The sequence below is a fragment of the Rhodococcus wratislaviensis genome (assembly GCF_900455735.1).
Lineage (GTDB): Bacteria > Actinomycetota > Actinomycetes > Mycobacteriales > Mycobacteriaceae > Rhodococcus_F > Rhodococcus_F wratislaviensis.
The window spans coordinates 153,848-174,114 of record NZ_UAUI01000027.1 but is presented as its reverse complement, the minus strand read 5'-3'; the positions used below and the strand labels follow the sequence as shown (position 1 = coordinate 174,114).

Here is a 20,267-nt window from a genome sequence, read left to right as displayed (position 1 = left end):
GAAAAGTAGTGATCCGGCTCACTGCGTCACCACCCCCGGATAGGGGGGTGGTGACGGGTGTCACGTCACTCGGCGGTGCCGGACGCGCCGAGCAGCTCCTTGCGGAGCTCGGTCCACACGGTGGCGTACGAGTCGATCACAGGTTCCGAGATCCACTTCGTCTCCCCCGCAGCCACTTTCGCGAGGGCGTCGGCGAACAGGTCCTGGTAGCGGGACAACCGGGGCACGAACGCCGACAGGTCGTCGAACACGACCGACGCACGGCGGTCCAGGTCGGCCAGCTGATCGGCGTCGGCAGAATCGATCAATCCGACGAACTCCTCGTGGAACGGCACGAAGCTCTCGTACACCTCCGCGATGGAGTCCTCGTCGATGGACACCCGCTCGGCGTCGAGCTGGTCCTCGAGCTCCGACAGTCCGGCCTCGGTGAGCCCGACCCGGCCGTCCGAGACTTCCTGCGCCTTGCCCTGGGTCAGCAGCGCGTCGTAGGCGGCCTGCGCGGACGCGGCGCTCACACCGAGATGCTCGGCCAGAACAGCCGCGCTGACCTGCTCTTTCAACCGGACCGCCTGCAGCAGGGCCAACTCGTCCACATTGCCAGCGAAGGCCATAGATCTCTCCTCGTCACACCCCGTCCAGGGCGGTTCTCCGCAGGCCCGGTCGGACCTGCCGCCCTTTAGATAACACGACTACAGTTCGAGGATCTCCGAGGGGGCTGCGAGCGCATCCGCACGGGACGTGTCCTTCAACTCCACTCCGGAACGGCCCAGTTTCCTCGCGCCGGACACGAGACCCGCCACGACGCGGGCTGCGAGTTCGTAGCCGAGGCCCTCGGGTGGGTGGATGTTGGACACGCAGTTCCGGTCGGCGTCGGTGCGTCCGGGACGCGGGAGGTGCGTGAGATAGACGCCGACACTGTCGGCCACCGACAATCCCGGCCGCTCCCCGATCAGCAGGACGAGCGTCTGCACGCCCAGTGCCTGCGCGATGTGATCGCCGAGCGCCACCCTGGCCTGGGTCGCGATCACCGGCGGCGCCAGCGAGTACCTCCCGGCGAACTCGTCGACCAGCGCGGACAGCAGGGGCACCCCGTGATCGGTGAGCGCCCGTGGCGACAATCCGTCGGCGAGGACGAACCCCACCTCCGCGGTTCCCGCGGGAACCGCGGACAGGTCTGCCGGTGTGCGGCCCAGGTCGGGCCGGCGCAGGTACTCGCTGCGGTCCGATGCCTGACTCGTGACGACCACGGGCCTGCCCAGGCCCACGGCCTCGACCTGCGCGGCCAGCGCCTCCGCGTCGAGCGGCTGGTGGACGGCGTCACGTGCGGCGGCGTGTGCCGAGCGGAACTCGAGGACGCGCTGCGTGGGCAGGGCGTCACCGGTGCGGCCGAGACCGATACGCGCCTGCGTCGTGGCCCGCAGTTCCGCCCAGAAGTCTTGAACGACAGGATCGCTCATCGTGCCACCGTCAGCGCCCGCAGCGGCGACGCCGCGGCGTCGACCGGCAGGACCCGTCCCGCGTCGTCGACCATCCCGAGGCGGCGCATCCAGTCCTCGAATTCCGGCGCCGGCCTGAGTCCGAGGACTTGACGCGCGTACAGCGCGTCGTGGAACGACAGACTCTGGTACCCGAGCATGACGTCGTCCGCGCCGGGTACCGCGATGACGAAGGCCGCGCCTGCCACCCCGAGCAGGGTGAGCAGCGTGTCCATGTCGTCCTGGTCGGCCTCGGCGTGATTGGTGTAGCAGACGTCGACACCCATCGGCAGGCCCAGGAGCTTTCCGCAGAAGTGATCCTCGAGCCCGGCCCTGATGATCTGCTTGCCGTCGTACAGGTACTCCGGTCCGATGAACCCGACCACCGTGTTGATCAGCAGCGGTTCGAGATCGCGGGCCACCGCGTACGCCCTGGTCTCGAGGGTCTGCTGGTCGACGGGCCTGCCACCCGCGCCGAGGTGGGCGCCGGCACTGAGCGCCGATCCCTGACCGGTTTCGAGGTACATGACGTTGTTGCCGACGGTGCCGCGTTTCAGGGACCGGCCGGCCGCGTTGGCCTCACGGAGCAGCGAAATATCAACCCCGAAACTGGAATTGGCTCCCTGCGTTCCGGCGATGGACTGGAACACGAGGTCGACGGGAACGCCTTCCTCGATCAGGCCCATCGTGGTGGTCACGTGCGACAGCACGCACGACTGCGCCGGGATGTCGAAGCGCTGACGGATGTCGTCGAGCAGGTGGAGCAGTTCCGCGGTGGCGTGCGGCGAATCGGTGGCCGGGTTGATTCCGATGACGGCGTCACCGCAGCCGAGCAGCAGGCCGTCGAGCGTGGCGGCCGCGATGCCGCGCGGATCGTCGGTGGGATGGTTGGGTTGCAGCCGGGTTCCCAGGTGCCCCGGTACGCCGAGCGTCGTCCGGAACGCCGCGGTCACGGTGACGGCCCGCGCCACCGCGATGAGGTCCTGGTTGCGCATGATCTTGCTGACCGCCGCGACCATCTCCGGTGTCAGCCCGGGGGCGACGCGGCGGAATGTCTCGGCCGCGCCGTCCCGCGCAGCGACGTCCAGCAGCCAGTCACGCAGGCCGCCGACCGTCAGGTGGGAGATCTCACCGAACGCGACCCGGTCGTGCGAGTCGATGATGAGCCTCGTGACCTCGTCGTCCTCGTAGGGAACGACGAGTTCGTTCAGAAACGTGCCGAGCGGGACGTCGGCCAGCGCCCACTGCGCGGCGGCGCGTTCGGCGTCGGAGGACGCCGCGCACCCGGCCAGCTCGTCTCCGCTGCGGAGCGGTGTCGCCTTGGCCATGAGGTCGACGAGACCGTCGAACGTGTACCCGGTTCCCGCGACGCCGTGACTGTAGGTGGTCATTGGGACTCACGGGTGTGTGCCCCACCTTTTCGAATCTGGATGCAGCTCCTCAGGCAGATGCGGCGAGTGTGACGTCTGTTCATGTCGGTGCTCCTGACTACGGTAATGCTGTGGAGGAAATCGTGCGGTACAGCTTTCGGCTTCGGCCAGGCGCGATGGCCGTGCGCGCGCTGGAGTCGGAGTGGCATCGCTGCCGGTATCTGTGGAACGAGGCTGTGCGCCAGCAGAAGACCGGTCGCAAGCCGACGTTCGCCAAGCTCGGAAAACTTCTGACCGATGCCCGCAGCCATAATGCATGGCTGCGGGAGGGTGCGCAGGTTCCTCAGCAGCAGATCTTGCGCACGTATGCGCAATCTCTGGAGCACTCGTTTGCAGTGAAGGGCCGCGGGCGCCCGAGGTTCAAGACGCGCCGGGACACGCTTCCGTCGCTCGAATACAGCTCCAGAGGATTTTCCTGCCGTGGCGGTCGACTGTGTCTGGCGAAGGGCATCGTGATTCCAGTGGTGTGGTCGCGGGAGCTCCCAGCCGAGCCGACCAGTGTGCGAGTGCATCGAGATTCGCTCGGGCACTGGTACGCGTCGTTCGTGGTGCGACGCGAAGTCGTCGCTACCCCCGCTGCCGATGAGGGCAGTGGGATCGGCATCGACTGGGGCGTATCCGTCACGGCCACGACCACGAGTCCGGAGTTCGACCTGCCGTATCTGGGACATCGTAAGCGCTGCGCCGCCGAGCTGGGCAAGGCGCAGCGGAAGATGGCCCGACGACACAGCGGCAAGCGTGGGCCGCAGTCGAAGGGATACCAGCGGGCCCGCAAGGCCGCAGCGACCTTGCAGAAGAAGGCTGCTCGGCAGGCCCGGCATGATGCGAGGGCCTGGGCGAAAAGTGTTGTCGACCATCACCATCTGATCGCGGTCGAGGACTTCACGCCTAAGTTCCTCGCCAAATCCACGATGCCCCGAAAGGCCACCGATGCAGCGATCGGCGTATCGAAGCAGGAACTGATCGAGTGTGCCGCTCGGGCCGGCCGGAAGGTGGTTTTGGTCGCGCCCGCGTACACGACGATGACGTGTTCGAGTTGTTTCGCGAGAGCCAAGCAGCGACTCGGGCTCGCGGAACGAACCTTCCAGTGTCGGGAGTGCGGATTCATCGACTGCCGAGACAGGAACGCTGCCAGGGTGATCTTGGCTGTGGCAGAACGGCGCCACACTCGTGTTGACGACGTCAGCCATGCGTCTTCCCCTTTCGGGTCGGATGTGCATGCGGTCTGAGCGTGAAATCCTCCGCCTCTCGCGGGGAGCCGTTAATCGAGATCTTCCTCTGCCTTCGCAAGAACAGCAAACTCCTCGTCGGGCGAATTGGCAACGAGGTGATGCCGGCTGTACAGGCCGAAGTAGGCCATGAAGGCCGCGAACGCGATCAGCGTCCACAGCGCGGCGACCGGATCGACGAGGAAGGTGGCGATCACCGCGGCGGCCGCGATGACGAGCGCGAACGACGTGGTGACGATTCCGCCCGGTGTCCGGTACGGCCGCTTCATCTCCGGCTCGCGCCTGCGGAGGACGATATGGCTGACCATCATCAGCACGTAGCTGACGGCGGCGCCGAACACCGCCATGTTCAGCAGCATCGCGCCTTCACCGGTGAGCGACAGCACGAACCCGATGACGCCCGGCACGATGAGGGCGAGCGTGGGCGCCTTCCGCGAGTTCGTGATCGACAGGTTCTTGGGAAGGTAGCCGGCGCGGGACAGCGCGAACGTCTGCCGCGAGTAGGCGTACATGATCGAGAAGAAGCTGGCGACGAGGCCGGCCAGTCCGATGTAGTTGACGACCTTCGCCGCGGTTCCGTCACCGAGCGCCTCGACCAGCGGATTGCCGGACGTCGACAGGCTCTCGGCACCGAGCGCTCCGGTGGCGAGGAACAGGACCGCCGCCCCCGTGACGATGAGGATGAGCATGCTGATGATGATTCCGCGCGGCACGTTCTTCTCCGGCTCGCGGGCTTCCTCCGCGGCCAGCGGCACGCCTTCGACGGCGAGGAAGAACCAGATGGCGAACGGGACGGCCGCCCAGATGCCGAATGCACCGAAGGGCAGGAAACTCGAGGCCCCCACCGCGTCGGTCGCGGCGATGTCGGTGAGGTTGCCCGCGTCGAACAGACCGATCGCGGACACCGCGAAGATCACGAGACCGACCAGTGCGATCGCCGTGATGACGAACATGGCCTTGAGTGCCTCGCCGGCCCCGGTCAGGTGGATTCCGATGAAGATGGCGTAGACCGCCAGGTACACCCACCACCCGTCGGTGATCCCGAACAGGTTCAGCGACTCGACGTAGCTGCCGATGAAGGTCGCGATGGCGGCAGGCGCAATCGCGTATTCGATGAGAATGGCCGTGCCGGTGGCGAATCCGCCCCACGGTCCGAGTGCACGCCGGGCGAACGTGTAGCCACCGCCGGCGGCGGGCAGTGCGGACGACATCTCGGCCATGCCCAGCACCATGGCCAGGTACATGCCCGCGATGACGACACCGGCGATCAGCAGACCGCCGAATCCGCCCTCGGCCAGCCCGTTGTTCCATCCGGCGTAGTCGCCGGAGATCACGTAACTGACACCGAGGCCGGCAAGCAGCACCCAGCCCGCCGAACCCTTACGGAGCGTGCGTTTTTCCAGATAGCTGCTGTCTTCCGAGTGGAAATCGGCAGCATCGTGATGTTGACCGGTTCCGGAATTCTTGGATGGTTCTACGAGTGACATTCCGTCCCCTACGTCGATCCGAATGGTGCCTCGCCCCGCCCCGCTCGAGGAGCGGGATCGGACGGCCGAGGCCAATGGTGAACGAGTTGTGTACTCGTCGTGTCAGCAGAACGTGACCACGACGTAAAAACCGAGGCGTACCGCGCTTCGGGTGCTATGGGACCGGGCGGCGGGCGGGCACGGGACATGCGTCGACGGCTTCGGCGACCACTTGTGGTTCGGGGGACGGCGCGGGCCTCCCGCCCTGCTCCCACCGCTGGCCCACGATGACCTCCTCCGCGGCGAGGCTGGTGTTCTCCTCCGGGGTGAAGGCACGCGCACGACTGAGAAAGCGCATGCCTTCGGGACTTTCCAGGCTGAATCCCGATCCGCGACCGGGCACCACGTCGAGCACCAGCTGAGTGTGCTTCCACGCCTCGAACTGCGAACCGGAGATCCACACGGGTACCGCATCGGCACCCTCGGGTCGGGTGGACAGGGTCTCCCCGACACCGAGACGCAGGTCGAGGACGCCGAGCAGCACGTCGCGGTCGCCGACGATGAATTCACCGTCGGGATAACACATCGGCGCGGAGCCGTCGCAGCACCCGCCGGACTGATGCATCATCAGCGCCCCGTGGGTACCGCCGAGGCGGCGGAGAAGCTCCACCGCCCCGGCGGTTGCCTTCAGGCGCTGAGGCGCCCGGACCGCGTCCATCAGAAGAAGCCCTGAGCCTTCTGGGCGTAGCTGACCAGCAGGTTCTTCGTCTGCTGGTAGTGCTCGAGCATCATCAGGTGGTTCTCGCGGCCGATGCCGGACTGCTTGTAGCCACCGAATGCGGCGTGCGCGGGATACTGGTGGTACGTGTTGGTCCACACGCGGCCGGCCTGGATGTCACGTCCGGCCCGGTAGGCGACGCCACCGTCCCGCGACCACACGCCGGCGCCGAGGCCGTACAGCGTGTCGTTGGCGATCTCGATGGCCTGGTCGTAGTCCTTGAACGACGTGACGGAAACGACGGGACCGAAGATCTCCTCCTGGAAGATCCGCATCTTGTTCTGACCGGTGAAGATCGTCGGCTGCACGTAGTAACCGCCGGACAGGTCGCCGCCGAGTTCGGCCCGCTCACCGCCGGTGACGACCTTGGCGCCTTCGCCCTTACCGATCTCGATGTACGACAGGATCTTCTCGAGCTGATCGTTCGAGGCCTGCGCGCCGATCATCGTGTCGGTGTCGAGCGGGTCGCCCTGGCGGACGGCCTTGGTGCGGATGGCTGCCATCGCGAGGAACTCGTCGAAGATGTCCTCCTGGATCAGAGAACGCGACGGGCAGGTGCACACCTCACCCTGGTTGAGGGCGAACATCGTGAAGCCCTCGAGCGCCTTGTCCTGGTAGTCATCGTTCGAGGAGAGCACGTCGGAGAAGAAGATGTTGGGGCTCTTGCCACCGAGTTCGAGAGTGACCGGGATCAGGTTCTGCGACGCGTACTGCATGATGAGCCGACCCGTGGTGGTCTCACCGGTGAACGCGATCTTGCGGATCCGCGGGCTCGAGGCGAGCGGCTTGCCTGCTTCCACGCCGAAGCCGTTGACAATGTTGATCACACCGGCGGGCAGCAGGTCGCCGATGATCGAGATGAGGTGCAGGATCGACGCCGGGGTCTGCTCGGCGGGCTTGAGAACGACAGCGTTGCCCGCGGCGAGTGCGGGAGCGAGCTTCCACACGGCCATGAGGATCGGGAAGTTCCAGGGAATGATCTGGCCGACGACACCGAGCGGCTCGTGGAAGTGGTAGGCGACGGTGTCGGAGTCGATCTCCGACAGTGCGCCTTCCTGCGCCCGGATCGCGCCGGCGAAGTAGCGGAAGTGGTCGATGGCCAACGGAATGTCGGCGTTCAGGGTTTCGCGAATCGGCTTGCCGTTGTCCCAGGACTCTGCGAGCGCGATGGACTCGAGGTTCTCCTCGATGCGGTCCGCGATCTTGTTCAGGATGATGGCGCGCTCGGCCACCGACGTCTTACCCCATGCCGGAGCCGCAGCGTGTGCGGCATCGAGCGCAAGTTCGATGTCCTCGGACGTCGAACGCGCGACCTCGCAGAACGGCTGCCCGGTGACGGGTGTCGGATTCTCGAAGTACTGGCCCTTGACGGGCGCAACCCACTGGCCGCCGATCCAGTTGTCGTAACGCGATTGGAAGGACATGACGGCGTCCGGCGAACCCGGGCGGGCATACACGGTCATCGATAACTCCCTGGTGTCGTGAAACTCGGTGGAACTTCTGGGTGTGACTCACAACACTAGGGACCGTACCGTTGCAACTACGTTGCGTACTGCTGATCGAACAGATCGATCCTGGACTTGACCTGGGAATACAGGGGCGAACGCGGGTCGAGGCCCGCCAGATACGCCTCCCATGCGGCGACGTCCTCGCGGCCGTGGACGGATGTGGTCCACTTGGCGAGCAACCGTTGATCACCTTCCCGCAGCAGCGCCGCCTGGACGCGTGCCCGCAACTCGTCGCGAAGATCCTCGACCCCGGGCGCCTCGGACCCGGGAAGGACCGGACCCGAGTAGACGTCGAGGGCGGCGGCGAGCTCACCACGGTCCAGGGCTCCGCGGACCTGCCGGACGTCCGACGTCAGTTCGGCGAGCAGCCGATACGGCCGCGAACCGAGATTGACGGGACCGAAAACCTTACGCAGGCGCGACATCTCGGCACGAATCGTGACGGCGTCGAGTTCGTTCTCGTCGAGCAGCACCGCGAGACGGTCGGAACTCAGGCCTTCAGGGTGCTCCGCGAGGAGCAGGAGGATCTCCGCGTGCCGCTGCGACAGCGGGATGCGTTCGCCCCCACGGATCAGAGTCGGACGTCCCGATCCCAGCACCTCCAACCGCAGTACCGTCTCGACGAGCGGGTGCGGTGAACGCAGCTGGTGCAGTCGCAACTCCGCCTCGGCTGCCGCGACGGTCGCCCGGATCAACGAGAGCACCTCGGGCACCGCCACCCGCGGACCGCCGGTGATGTCGATGGCCCCGACGATCAGTCCGGTAGCGGGGTCGTGGACGGGCGCCGCAGAACAACTCCAGTCGTGCACCGAGCGGCTGAAATGCTCGGCACCGAAGATCTGCACGCAATGGTCGAGCGCCAGGGCGGTACCCGGGGCGTTGGTGCCGACGGTGTCCTCACTCCAGTCGGCGCCCTCGACGAAGTTCATCTCCAGTGCGCGGTCCTTGGCGGACGAATCGCCCTCGACCCACAGCAGCTGGCCCTTCTCGTCCGTGATGGCAACGAGCAGTCCGGTGTCGGCGGCGTCCTCGACGAGGAGTTTGCGGACCACCGGGCGGATGATCGACATCGGGTGCGACGCCCGGTAGGCGGCGAGATCGGCAGCCGCCAGATCGACGGCGCGGGCCGACCCGTCCGGGTTCACTCCCTTGCTGGTGCTGCGCACCCACGAGTCGAGGATGACGGAACGGACGGAATTCCCCTCACCGTCCGGGGCACGGCCGGCGGGTGCACGACGCTCGACGAACAACTGATGCGCCGACGACACCCTGCGTGCCAGCATCGCGACGTCGTCTCCCGGGCGCACGGCGACCCACGGATTGCCCCCTGTGGGCGGTTGACTTTGCATCGAACTCCTCCACGGCGTCTCTGCCTACTGTAACCCGCATCACACGGGCCTGTGTCGCCCCCTCGGTCACTCCCGCAGGAAGGTACTGACGCGCTCGGCGACCATGACCGCCGTGGCGTGCGGCCCACGGCTCGGGACCACCGGGAACACCGAGGTGTCGGCGATGGTCAGCCCTTCCATTCCGCGGACGTTGCACCACTCGTCCACCACCGCGCCCGCGTCGTCGCGTCCGCCCATCCGGCAACTGCCGCACATGTGCAGCGACGTCCCCAGGTGGGCGAGCACCGCACGGTCGGACACCTCCCGGGTCAGCGGTTCGAGCAGCGGTCCCAGTTCTGGTGAACGGAGAAGTTCCGATCCGATGGCCTGCCCCTCGCGCAGCGCCCGGCGGTCGGCGGCGGATTGCGCGTAGCGGTATTCGATTCGGGGACGGTCCCGGCGGTGCCCCGACGTGAGCCGGATGTCGCCCCGGCTGTCCGTCACCATGAGCCCGATCCCGAGGATCGGGTCGGGCTGCCCGGATCCGGGGACGAGCACGTCGAACGGCGCCGTGTACGGACGGATCTCGAGGTCGCCGACATTCAGCACCGTTTCGACGACCGGACTCGTGTCGTCGCGGCGGAGCGAGTCCCGGATACGGTACGGCAGAGCCACTTCGGGGTGGTCACTGAACTCGCTGCCGACACCGGGCGCGTCGAGGACGACGGGAATGCCGTTGTCCATCAGGTGTTCCGCCGGACCGATTCCCGAAAGCATCAGCAGCACCGGGGTTTCGACGGGACCCGCCGCCAGCACGACCCGACCGGTGCGGACCGTGCGCCGCACGCCGTCCGACTCCACCTCCACCCCGACGGTCTCGTTACCGGAGAACAGGATTCGGACGACATCGGAATTCGCTTCGACGGTCAGATTGGGCCGCCCCCACGCCGGCAGCAGGTACGCCACTGCCGTGCTGACACGGCGGTCGCCGTCGACATTGAGAGGCACCGGACCGACACCGCCGGCGCCGTCGCCGTTCTTGTCGGGTTCCTCGGGATGTCCTGCACCGAGCGCCGCGGCGCGGAAGGCAGCGCTGATCTCGCTCAGCCGTTCCGCGGGCTGCCTGCGAACGGGCATCGGCCCGGTCGTGCCGTGCCGGGAATCGTCGAAGTCTGCGTCACGCTCGAGTGCCCGGAAGGCGGGCAGCACGTTCTCGTACGACCACGAGGCGGGCCAGTGCCGGAAATCCGCTTCCGTCCCACGGACGAAGTAGGCGCCGTTGACGGCGCCCGAACCACCGAGGACGTGTCCCCGCACCATCGCCGAGGGAACGCTCGGCGCCAACTCCACGCCGTACGTCTCCGTGAACACGCTGCCCGGACCGACCGGCAGCGTCCGGTAGTCGAGCACGGGACAGTCGGAGACCGACCGGTAGCCGGGTCCGGACTCGAGGAGGAGAACCGATCGCTCAGGATTCTCGCTGAGCCGGGCGGCCACCACGCATCCACTCGAACCGCCGCCGACGACCACGACGTCGGCGGCGCGAATCGGATCGGCCACTACGACTTCAACCGGGGCTTCAATGCGTCGAGGTCACGGGCGGTGATGGCGCCCTTCCAGAGCCCGGCGCCGTACGCGACGTCATCCATCCGCTTGAACACCGTGTGCCGCACGGGCCCCAGCCCTCCGGGCTCCCGGTGGGTCACCCAGTCGGCGACGCCCTCGGCGACGGCGATCGCGAGCGCGATACGGCGGATCCGTTTCGAGAGCAGCACCGCCAGCAGAGTGATCGGCCAGTAGTGGCGACACAGTGCGGACGCCAGCTGCCAGGCACCGCCGGCGAAGCCCTGGGCTGCGAGGATCGCGGCGATGCGGGTCGGCTGGTCGAGGCCCGTGAACATGCGGCGCAGGCGCAGCAGAATCATCGCGAGTGTGGCGACGGCGCCGAGCAGGCCCAGTCGGGTGCACGTGGCGGCGGCGATGCACGCGAAGAACGTCCACGGCGACATCGACAGCGGTGGAACCATGCCCGAATGCCTCGCCGCCAGCGGCGCCGCACCGGTGCCGTAGAACAGCTTGCGGCCGAACCACTTTCCGAACGTCACACGGTGATCGTGCGCGACGTGGGCCACGGGCTCGTACCGCAGTCGCCAGCCGGACTCCTGGAGCCGCCAGCACAGGTCGACGTCCTCCGCCACGTGCATGGACTCGTCGAAGCCGCCGAACTCGTCGAGCACCTCGCGACGGGCGATCATCGCGGCGCTCGGCACGTACGACACCGGGCCGCCGGACTGGACCGCGGACTCCTTGCGCCCGAGGTCGAGGGAGGAGCGGGCGTGCTCGTACCGCGCGAGTGTGCTCGCCTCGGGTTCGAGCGCCACGATCCTCGGGGCGACGAGTGCGACCGCGGGATCGCTGAAGTGGCCGAGCATGACCTCGATCCAGCCGGTGCGCGGCAGGACGTCGGAGTCGAGGAACGCCACGAACGGAGTTGCGGCGTAACGCAGACCGGTGTTCCGTGCCGCGGCCGGCCCCTTGGCCGTCTCGTGACGCAGCACGGTGACGTGGCCTCCGCACCCGTTCTGCAGCACGGGGGCGACGATCGGGACGTCGGAGCCGTCGTCGACGACGACGACCTCGAGTCCGCGGAGCGAGGCCAGCACCCGGTGCAGCCCCGACGCGTTGTTCTTCACCGGAATGACAACGGTGACATCCCGGGGCGACGGGGTACTCATGGGGCGCGGGTTGGCGACCCCCGAATCGAGGAGGCGGCGTGCGACGACCGCGGACTGCGGATCGACGACCTCGAGGTAGCCGTCTCCGATCATGGCCGCCGCGGTGGGCGCCAGCTTCAGCATCCGAGTCGGCGAACCGCCGATCAGCACTCGACCTCCGGAATATGCGCGTACCTTGGGGTCGATTCGGATCCCGAATCCATCGGGAAGTCGAGCTTGGCGCATCAGTCGATCGTATGCGGATCGGAGAGCGCTGGCAGGGCATGCCGGAAATTAGTCGCGTCGGCATGCCGGAAATCCGCCCTCGGCAACTCGAGGACGCCCGTGCGGGTCATTGGAGCCTCCCATCGGCGCCCGGTTCCCACCGGAGCCTTCCATCGGGGCCCGGTTCCCACCGGGCCAGTGCCTTGGTGACTGTGTGAACGAGCACGCCGAAGATCTGCGCCCCCTCCGCGGCCGTAGCGCCCGTCGGGTCACCGAGCACGCCGTTGGCCGACACGGCGACCATACCGCCTTCACGCAGTCTTGGCATCAACCTCGCAATAGGTTCCGTATTACCGGCTTCAGCCCTGGACAACCTCACCCGACCGGGTGAAAGGTGTAGCAACAAGGACGTTTCCGTACGCCCGGCATGGGCGTCCGCCCCGGGTACCGCACACGGCACCCAAGCCACATCGCGAGCCTCGCACCGAAGCAAGGCGACAGCCTTGACAAGCGCGGGCCCGTTTCCGCCGTGCCCGTTGACGAAAAGCACGCGGTCGGCCCACCGGCACGCGGACCTGCCGTACTCGACCAGCACGGCCTCGAGTGCCTCAGCCCCGAGCGAGACGGTCCCGGGAAACCCCTCGTGCTCGCCGCTGGCGCCATAGGCGATCGGGGGCGCCACCAGTACGTGCGGCAGCGCGCGGGATACCGCGTCCGCGATGGCGGTGTCGGTGTCGAGTGGCAGGTGCGGTCCGTGCTGCTCGAGGGAACCGACCGGGACAACGACCGTCGACACACGGGACACGAGTTCGGGCCACACCGCGTCGTCGAGGTGTCCGGAATGGGGCATCCTCCGATGCTAGGCGACGCGGAACCGGCTGCTGCTCGCACTAGAGCGCGAGCGCGACCCGCTCCCCCTCGATGACGGCGGAATGCGCGCGGCGCGGAGCCAGGGCGTCGCCGATGCGATGAACCTCGATACCGCTGTCGGCCAGATCTTTCCAGAGCCCGTCCTCCGGCTGCTGATGCGCCGAGGACACCACCCAGTCGACGGTGAGCTGCCGCGGCGCACCGGTCGGGTGGTGCAGGAGCGTGACCGCGAGCCGACCGCCGTCGACGACCTCGCACCCGGTCGGCACCACGTCCGTCACCTGCATGATGCCCTTGCCGTGCGCCCGCCGGTTCCATCCCTCGAGGTCCAGCGTGATACCGAGGTCCTGGCCGACGATCATCCCCGGTGTGCAGATCGTGACGGCACATCCGGCGTCGGCGACGAACTCCGCGACGGACGTGCCCTGATGGAATCCCAGTTCGTCGACTACCAGCACCGTCCCGGCCGGACGCGTGCGACCCTCCAACACGTCGCGCACGTCCACCACCCGGTCCGACGCGCCCGCCCAGCGCGGTCGGCGCGGACGCGCCCCGGTCGCGAGCACCACCACGCCGGGACGTCCCTGCACCACCGTCTCGGTAGTCGCGTCGGTGCCGGTCCGCACGTCCACACCGCGCCGAGCGCATTCCGATTCCAGATCGACGACGAGGTCGAGGAACTCACGGCGCCCCGGCACGGCGGCGGCCGTCCGCACCTGGCCGCCGAGAACAGTCGCGCGTTCGAACAACGTCACGTCGTGACCCCGCTGCGCCGCCGTCGCCGCGGCCTTCAACCCGGCCGGCCCTCCGCCGACCACGAAGACCCGCCTGCCGCGGACGGTCGGTCCGGGCAGCAGGACCGCTTCCCTGCCCGCGCGGGGGTTGACGACGCACCCGAGCCATCGGCCGAGCCCCATGCGTCCGATGCATTCCTGATTGCACGCCAGGCACGTTCGGATATTTGCCTCCTCGCCGGCCAGGGCCTTCGCTGCGAAGTCCGGGTCCGCGATCTGGCCGCGGACCACTCCGATCAGGTCGCAGTGCCCCTCGTCCAGAGCCTGGTCGGCCTGGTGCGGATCCGAGAATCGGCCGACACCGACCACGGGAAGACCTACCCGTTGCCGGATGGCGTTCGGGACGAACAGCGCGTAGCCGCGAGGGACGGCCATGGACGCCTCGATCATGTGGAGCGTCTCGGTGGCCATCCCGATGGACGTGTTGATGTAGTCGACCCGGCCGTCCGCCTCCACCAGAGCGGCCACCTCCACCGCCTCGTCGAGGTGGACTCCACCGTCGAACAGGTCCTCCCCCGCGAGCCTCACCCCGAGTACACGGTCCGGACCGATCGCGGCGCGCACCTCCTCGACGACCTCGAGGAGGAACCGGGCACGGTTCTCCAGCGATCCGCCGTAACGGTCCGTGCGCTGGTTCGTGGCGGGGGCGAGGAAACTGCGTACCAGCGACGAATGGGAGCACTGCAGTTCGATCCCGTCGAATCCGCCTCGGACACAGTGCTCGGCCACACGCGCGTACCCGTCGACGAGGGTCCGGATCTCCCGCTGATCGACCGCCTTGGGGACTTCACGGAACAGCGGATCGGGGACGGCACTCGGCGCCCACAGCGGCCGCCGCGAGTACATACTCGATCCCTGGCCGCCGTTGTGGTTGACCTGAGCCAGGATCGGGACACCGTGCTCGTGGACCGCGTCGGTGATCCGCCGGTAGCCCGGGACGACCTCCGGCCGGTAGCCGGCGATCACCTTCTCGTACGGCCAGTCACCCGGATGCGTGGCGTGCTCCTCGGAGATGATCAGGCCCGCACCACCCTTCGCGCGCGCCGCATAATAGGCGGCGTGCTGCGCGGTGGGCAGGCCGTCGACGGCATACCCCGTGAGGTGCGCGGAGAAGACCACCCGATTGCGCAGGGTCAGCGGACCCAGGCGCAATGGGGTGAACAGGTGGCGGTACGCGGAAACGCTCACACCTTGGTGTTACCCATGTCGACGGCGACCTGACTGCCCGTGACCCTCCGCGAACCGTCACCGGCCAGCCACAGCACCGCATCGGTGATGTCGTCGGTGTCGGCCAGCGGGTGGTCGGTGAGGATGGTGCCGAAACTCGACAGATAGTGCGGGTGCTTCTCGAGTATCACGAGGCTGCCGGGATCGGTGCCCATCGGAGTCTTCACCCCGTACGGGTGAACGGAATTGACCCGGATGTCGTATTCGCCCAGCTCCTTTGCCGCGGTCTGGGTGAGGCCGACGAGCCCGAACTTGGAGGCGGCGTAATTCGCCTGCCCCGGAAGTGGCTTGATCCCCGCGACGGAGCTGATCACGATGATCGAACCCCCGCGACCTCCCTCGATCAGCGCCGGGATCGCAGCCTTCAGCGTCTTCCACGCGCCGGTGAGGTTCACGTCGATCAGCGTCTCCCATTGCTCGTCGGGCATCTCCCAGAAGCGGTTCCAGTTGCAGATCCCGGCGTTCGCGATCACGATGTCGAGCCGGCCGAACTGTTCGACTCCCCGGTCCACGACAGCCTTCAGTTGCGCACTGTCACGCACGTCCGCCTGCTCGGCGAGAATCTTGCCGCCCTCGGACTCCACGAGCCGCACCGTCTCGGCCAGGTCGTCCGGCGTCGCCGGTTCGTAACTGTTGTACTCCGACACCGGCCCGCAGATGTCCACGGCGATGATCGCCGCACCTTCCCGCGCCAACCGCACCGCGTGCGTCCGCCCCTGCCCACGGGCAGCCCCGGTGATGAACGCGACCTTGTCGTCGAACTGTCCCATGAAATGTCCTATCTCTCGTTGACGAGGGTGAACGGATGGTGGTCGAACTCGTTCCGCCGGGAGGCGGTCACGGCAAGCGCTTCGATGCGACCCTCCCGGACCGCCTCGAGCAGTGTGCGGGGGGCCACGCAGTCGCCGACCCGCACCGCATCCATGTGGGACGAGCCGAGTGTGTCGTCGGGGAGGCGATGCGAGCAGTCGATCAGCACGGCGCACGGCACCACCGCCTCGTCGGCGGTGTACCTGTTGCGGATCCGCATACCTTCGTCGCCGATCGACACGATGCGGCTGTCGAGGTGGCGCGTCACCCCGGCTCGTTGCAGTCGGGTGTTGGCGTCGGCGAGGTCTCCGGTCATTCCGAGTCGCGAGCCGGCCACGGAATCCTGGGTCACGATGCTCACGTCCCGTCCCTGCGCCGCGAGCCGTTCGGCGACTGCCACGCCGACCGGCCCCCCGACCGGGTCGAAGACGACGTGCGGCCCTTCCGTCGGCGTGCCTCCGTCCGGCAAGTCTGCGGCGCCAACGCACCGGACGTGCCCCTCGACCGGGAACGGCAACGGCCGAGGCCTGCTGCCGGTCGCGAGGATCACCGTCGCCCCCGCGCGTTCCGCAGCGTCGAGTTCGGCGTCCGACACAGCCGTACCGAGAAGGAATTCGACTCCGAGCCTGCGGCATTCGTCCTCGAGCCAGTCGGTGAGTGCCTGGAGGTGTGGTGTACCCGCGGCGGCCCGCACCATCCCGCCGGGCCGGGCCGACGCGTCCGCCACGGTGACGCGGTGACCTCGCAGGGCCAGCACTCGGGCCGCCTCGAGACCGGCCGGACCACCGCCGACCACCAGCACCGCGCCGGCGGCCACATCGGCGATGTCCTCGGCGGGATCGACGGTCTCGTGCCCGGCCGTCGGATTACCGACACAAGTGACGACCGGATTGCGGGGGTCGAGCACCTGGCACGTCTGATTGCACAGGACGCACGGCCGCGGCACGGCACCGCGCCGGATCTTGACGACGAGGTCGGGGTCGGCGATCTGGGCACGCGTCATCTCGACGACGTCGGCGACCCCCTCGTCGAGCGCCCGCCGGGCGTCGGCCGGATCGACGACGCTGCCCTGGAGGACGACCGGGACCGCGCCTGCGACGGCCGTGCGGATGTTCCGGCAGAGTTCGATGTTGAACGCGGGTGGCCGGTGGAAGTCGGGGCGGTAGGCGTTCGCTGACAACGGTCCGCCCCGGACCACCACCAGCAGGTCGAGAGCCTCGGCAAGTTCCCGTGCCTGTCCGGCGGCGATCGACGGCGTGATCCCCGCCCAGGACGTCGCCTCGTCGCAGCTCAGCCGCAGGGACAGGACCCGGCCGGGGCCCAACTCTTCGCGGACGACAGCGAGGACCTCCCGGGTGAGGCGCAGCGGGTCGGCGCCGTACTCGTCGTCGCGAACATTGGTGAGGTCCGAATGAAACTGTCGCAGCAGCCCTCTCGGTCCGGCGTCGAGCTCGACCCCGTCCACGTCCGCGGACACGGCCGCGGCGGCCGCAGCCCGGAAGCCCTCGACGAGACTGTCGATCTCCGCCTGCTCCATCTGCATCGGCATCTCACGGGAGATCACGTCGGGAATTCCCGACGGCCCCCACAGCACCGCCTGCGAATACGCGCTCGACCCCTGCAGTCCGGTGTGCCCCAGCCCGGCCAGCACCAGCGTGCCGTGCGGACGGCAGGCGGCGACGACGTCCCGCCAGCCGCCGACACAGTCGGACGCCAGCGGAGCGCGCTCGTACGGCCAGTCGGAGGCATGGACCGACGCCACCTCGGTGACGACGACCCCCGCGCCACCACGTGCCCGACGCTCGTAGTACGCGACATGCCGCGGTGAAAGCGTTCTTCCCGCACCGAGGTTGGTGGGGTGCGGACCCAGAAGCACCCTGGACGGGGCGTGGCGTCCGGCCAGGGTGATCGGGTCTGTCAGTTGCGCAGACATCTACGCCGTTCGTGGGTTCAGGAGTCGGCGCCGAGCACGCGGGCGAATCCGGGCGGGATCACGACGTCGGACGGCGTGAGGTCGTGGATGGACGAGTGACCCAGCCCGAGCAGCGCCGAATCGATACCTCCGCGGAGGACGTCGAGCACATTCTCGACGCCGGCCTGACCGTTCGCCGAGAGGCCCCACAGGTACGCGCGGCCGATCATGACCGCCCTCGCACCGAGCGCGACGGCCTTCACGACGTCGCTGCCACGGCGGATACCACCGTCCAGAAGCACCTCGACCTGGTCGCCGACGGCCTCCGCGATGGCGGGCAGCGCGCGGATCGGCGCCGGGGTGCCGTCGAGGTTGTTGCCGCCGTGATTCGACACGGAGATCGCGGTGACGCCGGCGTCGACGGCACGCTTGGCGTCGTCGACCCGCATGACACCCTTGAGCATGAACGGCCCGCCCCACTGCTCACGCAGCCACGCGATGTCGTCCCACGTCGGCAGCGGCGTCTGCATCCACTCGCCGTAGGCGCCGAAGAACGTGGGCGGTTCCTGACCGGGCTGCGCCAGGTTCGGGGTGGTCAGATCCGGGATCTTGCGGGTCTTCGCGAACTCGTACAACCACTTCGGACGGGTGATGCCCTCGGGGGCGAACTGGAGCATCGCCTTGAGGTCCATCTTCTCGGGGATGGCCGGGCTACCCCAGTCGCGTCCGTACGAGAACGACCAGTCGGTGGTGATGATCAGGCCGGTCGCCCCGGCGGCACGGGCGCGTTCCATCCGCTGGATCAACACGTCCCGGGTACCGACCCAGTACATCTGGAAGAACGTCTGAGGATTGGCCGCCGTGACCTCCTCGATCGACTTGCTCGCGAACGAGCTCAGCCCGATCGCCGTTCCCCGTGCCGCCGCCGCTCGTGCGACCGCGACCTCGCCGTCGGGGTGCACGGCCTGCACACCGGTCGGGGAAATCACGACTGGCAGCGAAATCGGCTGTCCCATCACGGTCGTGGACAGCTCACGCTTGTCGGACAAACCGACGACGTGGGGCGCGAACCCCAGCTCGGCGAACGCCGCGATGTTGTCGTCGACCGTCACGCCCCGCTCGGAACCGGCGATCAGCGCCGCATACACCGACTTCGGCAGGCGCTTCTTCGCGCGACGCTGAGCCTCCGCCACCGTCTCGAAGAACGGATTCTTACCCATGGCAATACCTCTCGTACCTGGCAGACGACTTACGTCTGGTCCATGCCCGCAAGCGGGTTCTCGTCACAAATCTTGGCCGGCGGACGCACCATCAGCGTCAACGGAACCGGCGCCCGCGGAGTCCGGCGCTGGCCGGTGCGGGAGTGGTCGACACTGGATTTCGGGATCTCCCCCGCGGCAGCCAACGCCAGTTCGCCGTTGCCGATCACGCATTCGGGGTCCGGGCCGTCCATCGGCAGTCCGGTGAAGAACTTCGCGGCCATGCATCCGCCGCGGCAGGAGTCGTAGTGGTTGCACTTGCTGCACGCACCGCCGGTCTGCGGGGACCGCAGCTCCTGGAACAGCTCCGACGTCTGCCACACCTGCTGGAAACCGCCGTCCGCCAGGATGTTTCCCGCGAGGAACTGCTCGTGGATCGCGAACGGGCAGGCATAGACGTCGCCGATCGGGTCGATCAGGCACACCACCCGTCCGGCGCCGCACAGGTTCAGACCGGGCAACGCGTCGCCGTACGCGGACAGGTGAAAGAAGGAGTCGCCGGTGAGCACACCCTCGCCGTTGGCGACCAGCCAGTTGTAGAGCTCACGCTGCTGCGCCTGCGTGGGATGCAGTTCGTCCCACACGTCCGCGCCGCGCCCCGACGGTCGCAGCCGGGTGATGCGCAGGGTGGCGCCGTACTTGTCGGCGAGGGCCTTGAAGTCGTCGAGCTGCGACACGTTGTGCCGGGTGACCACCACGGAGATCTTGGCGTCCTTGAAACCCGCCTCGGAGAGATTCTCGAGTGCCCGCACCGCCATCGCGAACGAACCCGGACCACGGACGGCGTCGTTGACCTCGGCCGTTGCACCGTCGAGGGAAATCTGCACGTCGACGTAGTCGCTGGCCGCGAGCCGGGCGGCGACCTTCTTGTCGATCTTCACCCCGTTCGTGGAGAACTTCACCCCCACCTGGTGGGCGGTCGCGTAGTCGACCAGCTCCCAGAAGTCCGAGCGAACCGTCGGCTCACCGCCACCGATGTTCACGTAGAAAACCTGCATACGCTGCAGTTCGTCGATGATCGACTTGCACTGCTCGGTGCTCAACTCCCGCGGGTCACGCCGGCCGGAGGAGGACAGACAGTGCACGCACGACAGGTTGCACGCGTAGGTCAACTCCCAGGTGAGGCAGATCGGGGCGTCGAGACCGAGTTCGAACTGGTCGACGAGGCGGCCGACCGGGGCGGAAGGCCTTTCGAGCATGGAGGTCATGGGCTGTGTCCTCTGGTACGGGTGGAGAGAGCTG

16 protein-coding genes are annotated in these 20,267 nt (G+C 68.0%); 1 reads left to right on the top strand and 15 read right to left on the bottom strand.

The annotated features are described in order from the left end of the window. Positions 1 to 65 precede the first annotated feature (65 nt). The 3 genes from DTA22_RS32740 to DTA22_RS32730 form a co-directional block, all read right to left on the bottom strand. A complete protein-coding gene (locus tag DTA22_RS32740; RefSeq protein ID WP_112302193.1) occupies positions 66 to 611 on the bottom strand; it encodes a hypothetical protein in 546 nt (181 codons plus the stop codon). 78 nt (positions 612 to 689) lie between these two features. Further along, positions 690 to 1,457: an ethanolamine ammonia-lyase subunit EutC gene (eutC, locus tag DTA22_RS32735; RefSeq protein WP_112302192.1), complete on the bottom strand. Its 768-nt coding sequence runs from the start codon at positions 1,455 to 1,457 to the stop codon at positions 690 to 692. Continuing rightward, complete coding sequence (locus DTA22_RS32730) at positions 1,454 to 2,866, bottom strand: ethanolamine ammonia-lyase subunit EutB (protein ID WP_112302191.1); 1,413 nt, start codon at positions 2,864 to 2,866, stop codon at positions 1,454 to 1,456. Before DTA22_RS32730 ends, eutC begins: the two co-directional genes overlap by 4 nt. 110 nt (positions 2,867 to 2,976) lie before the next feature. On the opposite strand from DTA22_RS32730, the gene DTA22_RS32725 reads away from it, so the two are divergent. Further along, positions 2,977 to 4,134, top strand: coding sequence for an RNA-guided endonuclease InsQ/TnpB family protein (locus DTA22_RS32725; protein WP_255309553.1), 1,158 nt, complete (start codon positions 2,977 to 2,979; stop codon positions 4,132 to 4,134). Positions 4,135 to 4,166: 32 nt separating this feature from the next. Here the strand turns inward: DTA22_RS32725 and eat are convergent, their stop codons facing one another. The 12 genes from eat to mftC all read right to left on the bottom strand — a co-directional run bounded on the left by eat (position 4,167) and on the right by mftC (position 20,233). Then, positions 4,167 to 5,621 (bottom strand): ethanolamine permease, encoded by a 1,455-nt coding sequence (gene eat / locus DTA22_RS32720; protein ID WP_112302190.1) that lies wholly within the window; start codon positions 5,619 to 5,621, stop codon positions 4,167 to 4,169. 154 nt (positions 5,622 to 5,775) lie between these two features. Beyond that, positions 5,776 to 6,318 (bottom strand): DUF779 domain-containing protein, encoded by a 543-nt coding sequence (locus DTA22_RS32715; RefSeq protein ID WP_112302189.1) that lies wholly within the window; start codon positions 6,316 to 6,318, stop codon positions 5,776 to 5,778. Beyond that, positions 6,318 to 7,841: an aldehyde dehydrogenase gene (adh, locus tag DTA22_RS32710; protein ID WP_037244571.1), complete on the bottom strand. Its 1,524-nt coding sequence runs from the start codon at positions 7,839 to 7,841 to the stop codon at positions 6,318 to 6,320. Before adh ends, DTA22_RS32715 begins: the two co-directional genes overlap by 1 nt. A gap of 77 nt (positions 7,842 to 7,918) precedes the next feature. After that, positions 7,919 to 9,235, bottom strand: a complete 1,317-nt coding sequence (locus DTA22_RS32705; RefSeq protein WP_112302188.1) for a sigma-54-dependent transcriptional regulator family protein — start codon at positions 9,233 to 9,235, stop codon at positions 7,919 to 7,921. 66 nt (positions 9,236 to 9,301) lie between these two features. Then, positions 9,302 to 10,774, bottom strand: coding sequence for a mycofactocin dehydrogenase MftG (mftG, locus tag DTA22_RS32700; RefSeq protein WP_112302187.1), 1,473 nt, complete (start codon positions 10,772 to 10,774; stop codon positions 9,302 to 9,304). Then, the gene (gene mftF, locus DTA22_RS32695; RefSeq protein WP_112302186.1) at positions 10,774 to 12,174 is read right to left on the bottom strand and encodes a mycofactocin biosynthesis glycosyltransferase MftF; all 1,401 of its coding nucleotides are present in this window, start codon (positions 12,172 to 12,174) and stop codon (positions 10,774 to 10,776) included. Before mftF ends, mftG begins: the two co-directional genes overlap by 1 nt. Positions 12,175 to 12,280: 106 nt before the next feature. Then, positions 12,281 to 13,003 (bottom strand): mycofactocin biosynthesis peptidyl-dipeptidase MftE, encoded by a 723-nt coding sequence (gene mftE, locus DTA22_RS32690; RefSeq protein ID WP_112302185.1) that lies wholly within the window; start codon positions 13,001 to 13,003, stop codon positions 12,281 to 12,283. 40 nt (positions 13,004 to 13,043) lie between these two features. Then, complete coding sequence (locus tag DTA22_RS32685; RefSeq protein ID WP_112302184.1) at positions 13,044 to 15,005, bottom strand: mycofactocin system FadH/OYE family oxidoreductase 2; 1,962 nt, start codon at positions 15,003 to 15,005, stop codon at positions 13,044 to 13,046. Continuing rightward, positions 15,002 to 15,814, bottom strand: a complete 813-nt coding sequence (locus DTA22_RS32680) for a mycofactocin-coupled SDR family oxidoreductase (protein WP_037244558.1) — start codon at positions 15,812 to 15,814, stop codon at positions 15,002 to 15,004. The genes DTA22_RS32685 and DTA22_RS32680 overlap by 4 nt, the downstream gene beginning before the upstream one ends. Before the next feature lie 8 nt (positions 15,815 to 15,822). Beyond that, complete coding sequence (locus DTA22_RS32675; protein ID WP_112302183.1) at positions 15,823 to 17,787, bottom strand: mycofactocin system FadH/OYE family oxidoreductase 1; 1,965 nt, start codon at positions 17,785 to 17,787, stop codon at positions 15,823 to 15,825. A 17-nt stretch (positions 17,788 to 17,804) separates the two neighbouring features. After that, the gene (gene mftD, locus DTA22_RS32670; protein WP_037244552.1) at positions 17,805 to 18,986 is read right to left on the bottom strand and encodes a pre-mycofactocin synthase MftD; all 1,182 of its coding nucleotides are present in this window, start codon (positions 18,984 to 18,986) and stop codon (positions 17,805 to 17,807) included. A 29-nt stretch (positions 18,987 to 19,015) separates the two neighbouring features. Continuing rightward, the gene (gene mftC, locus DTA22_RS32665; RefSeq protein ID WP_037244550.1) at positions 19,016 to 20,233 is read right to left on the bottom strand and encodes a mycofactocin radical SAM maturase; all 1,218 of its coding nucleotides are present in this window, start codon (positions 20,231 to 20,233) and stop codon (positions 19,016 to 19,018) included. Positions 20,234 to 20,267: the final 34 nt, after the last annotated feature.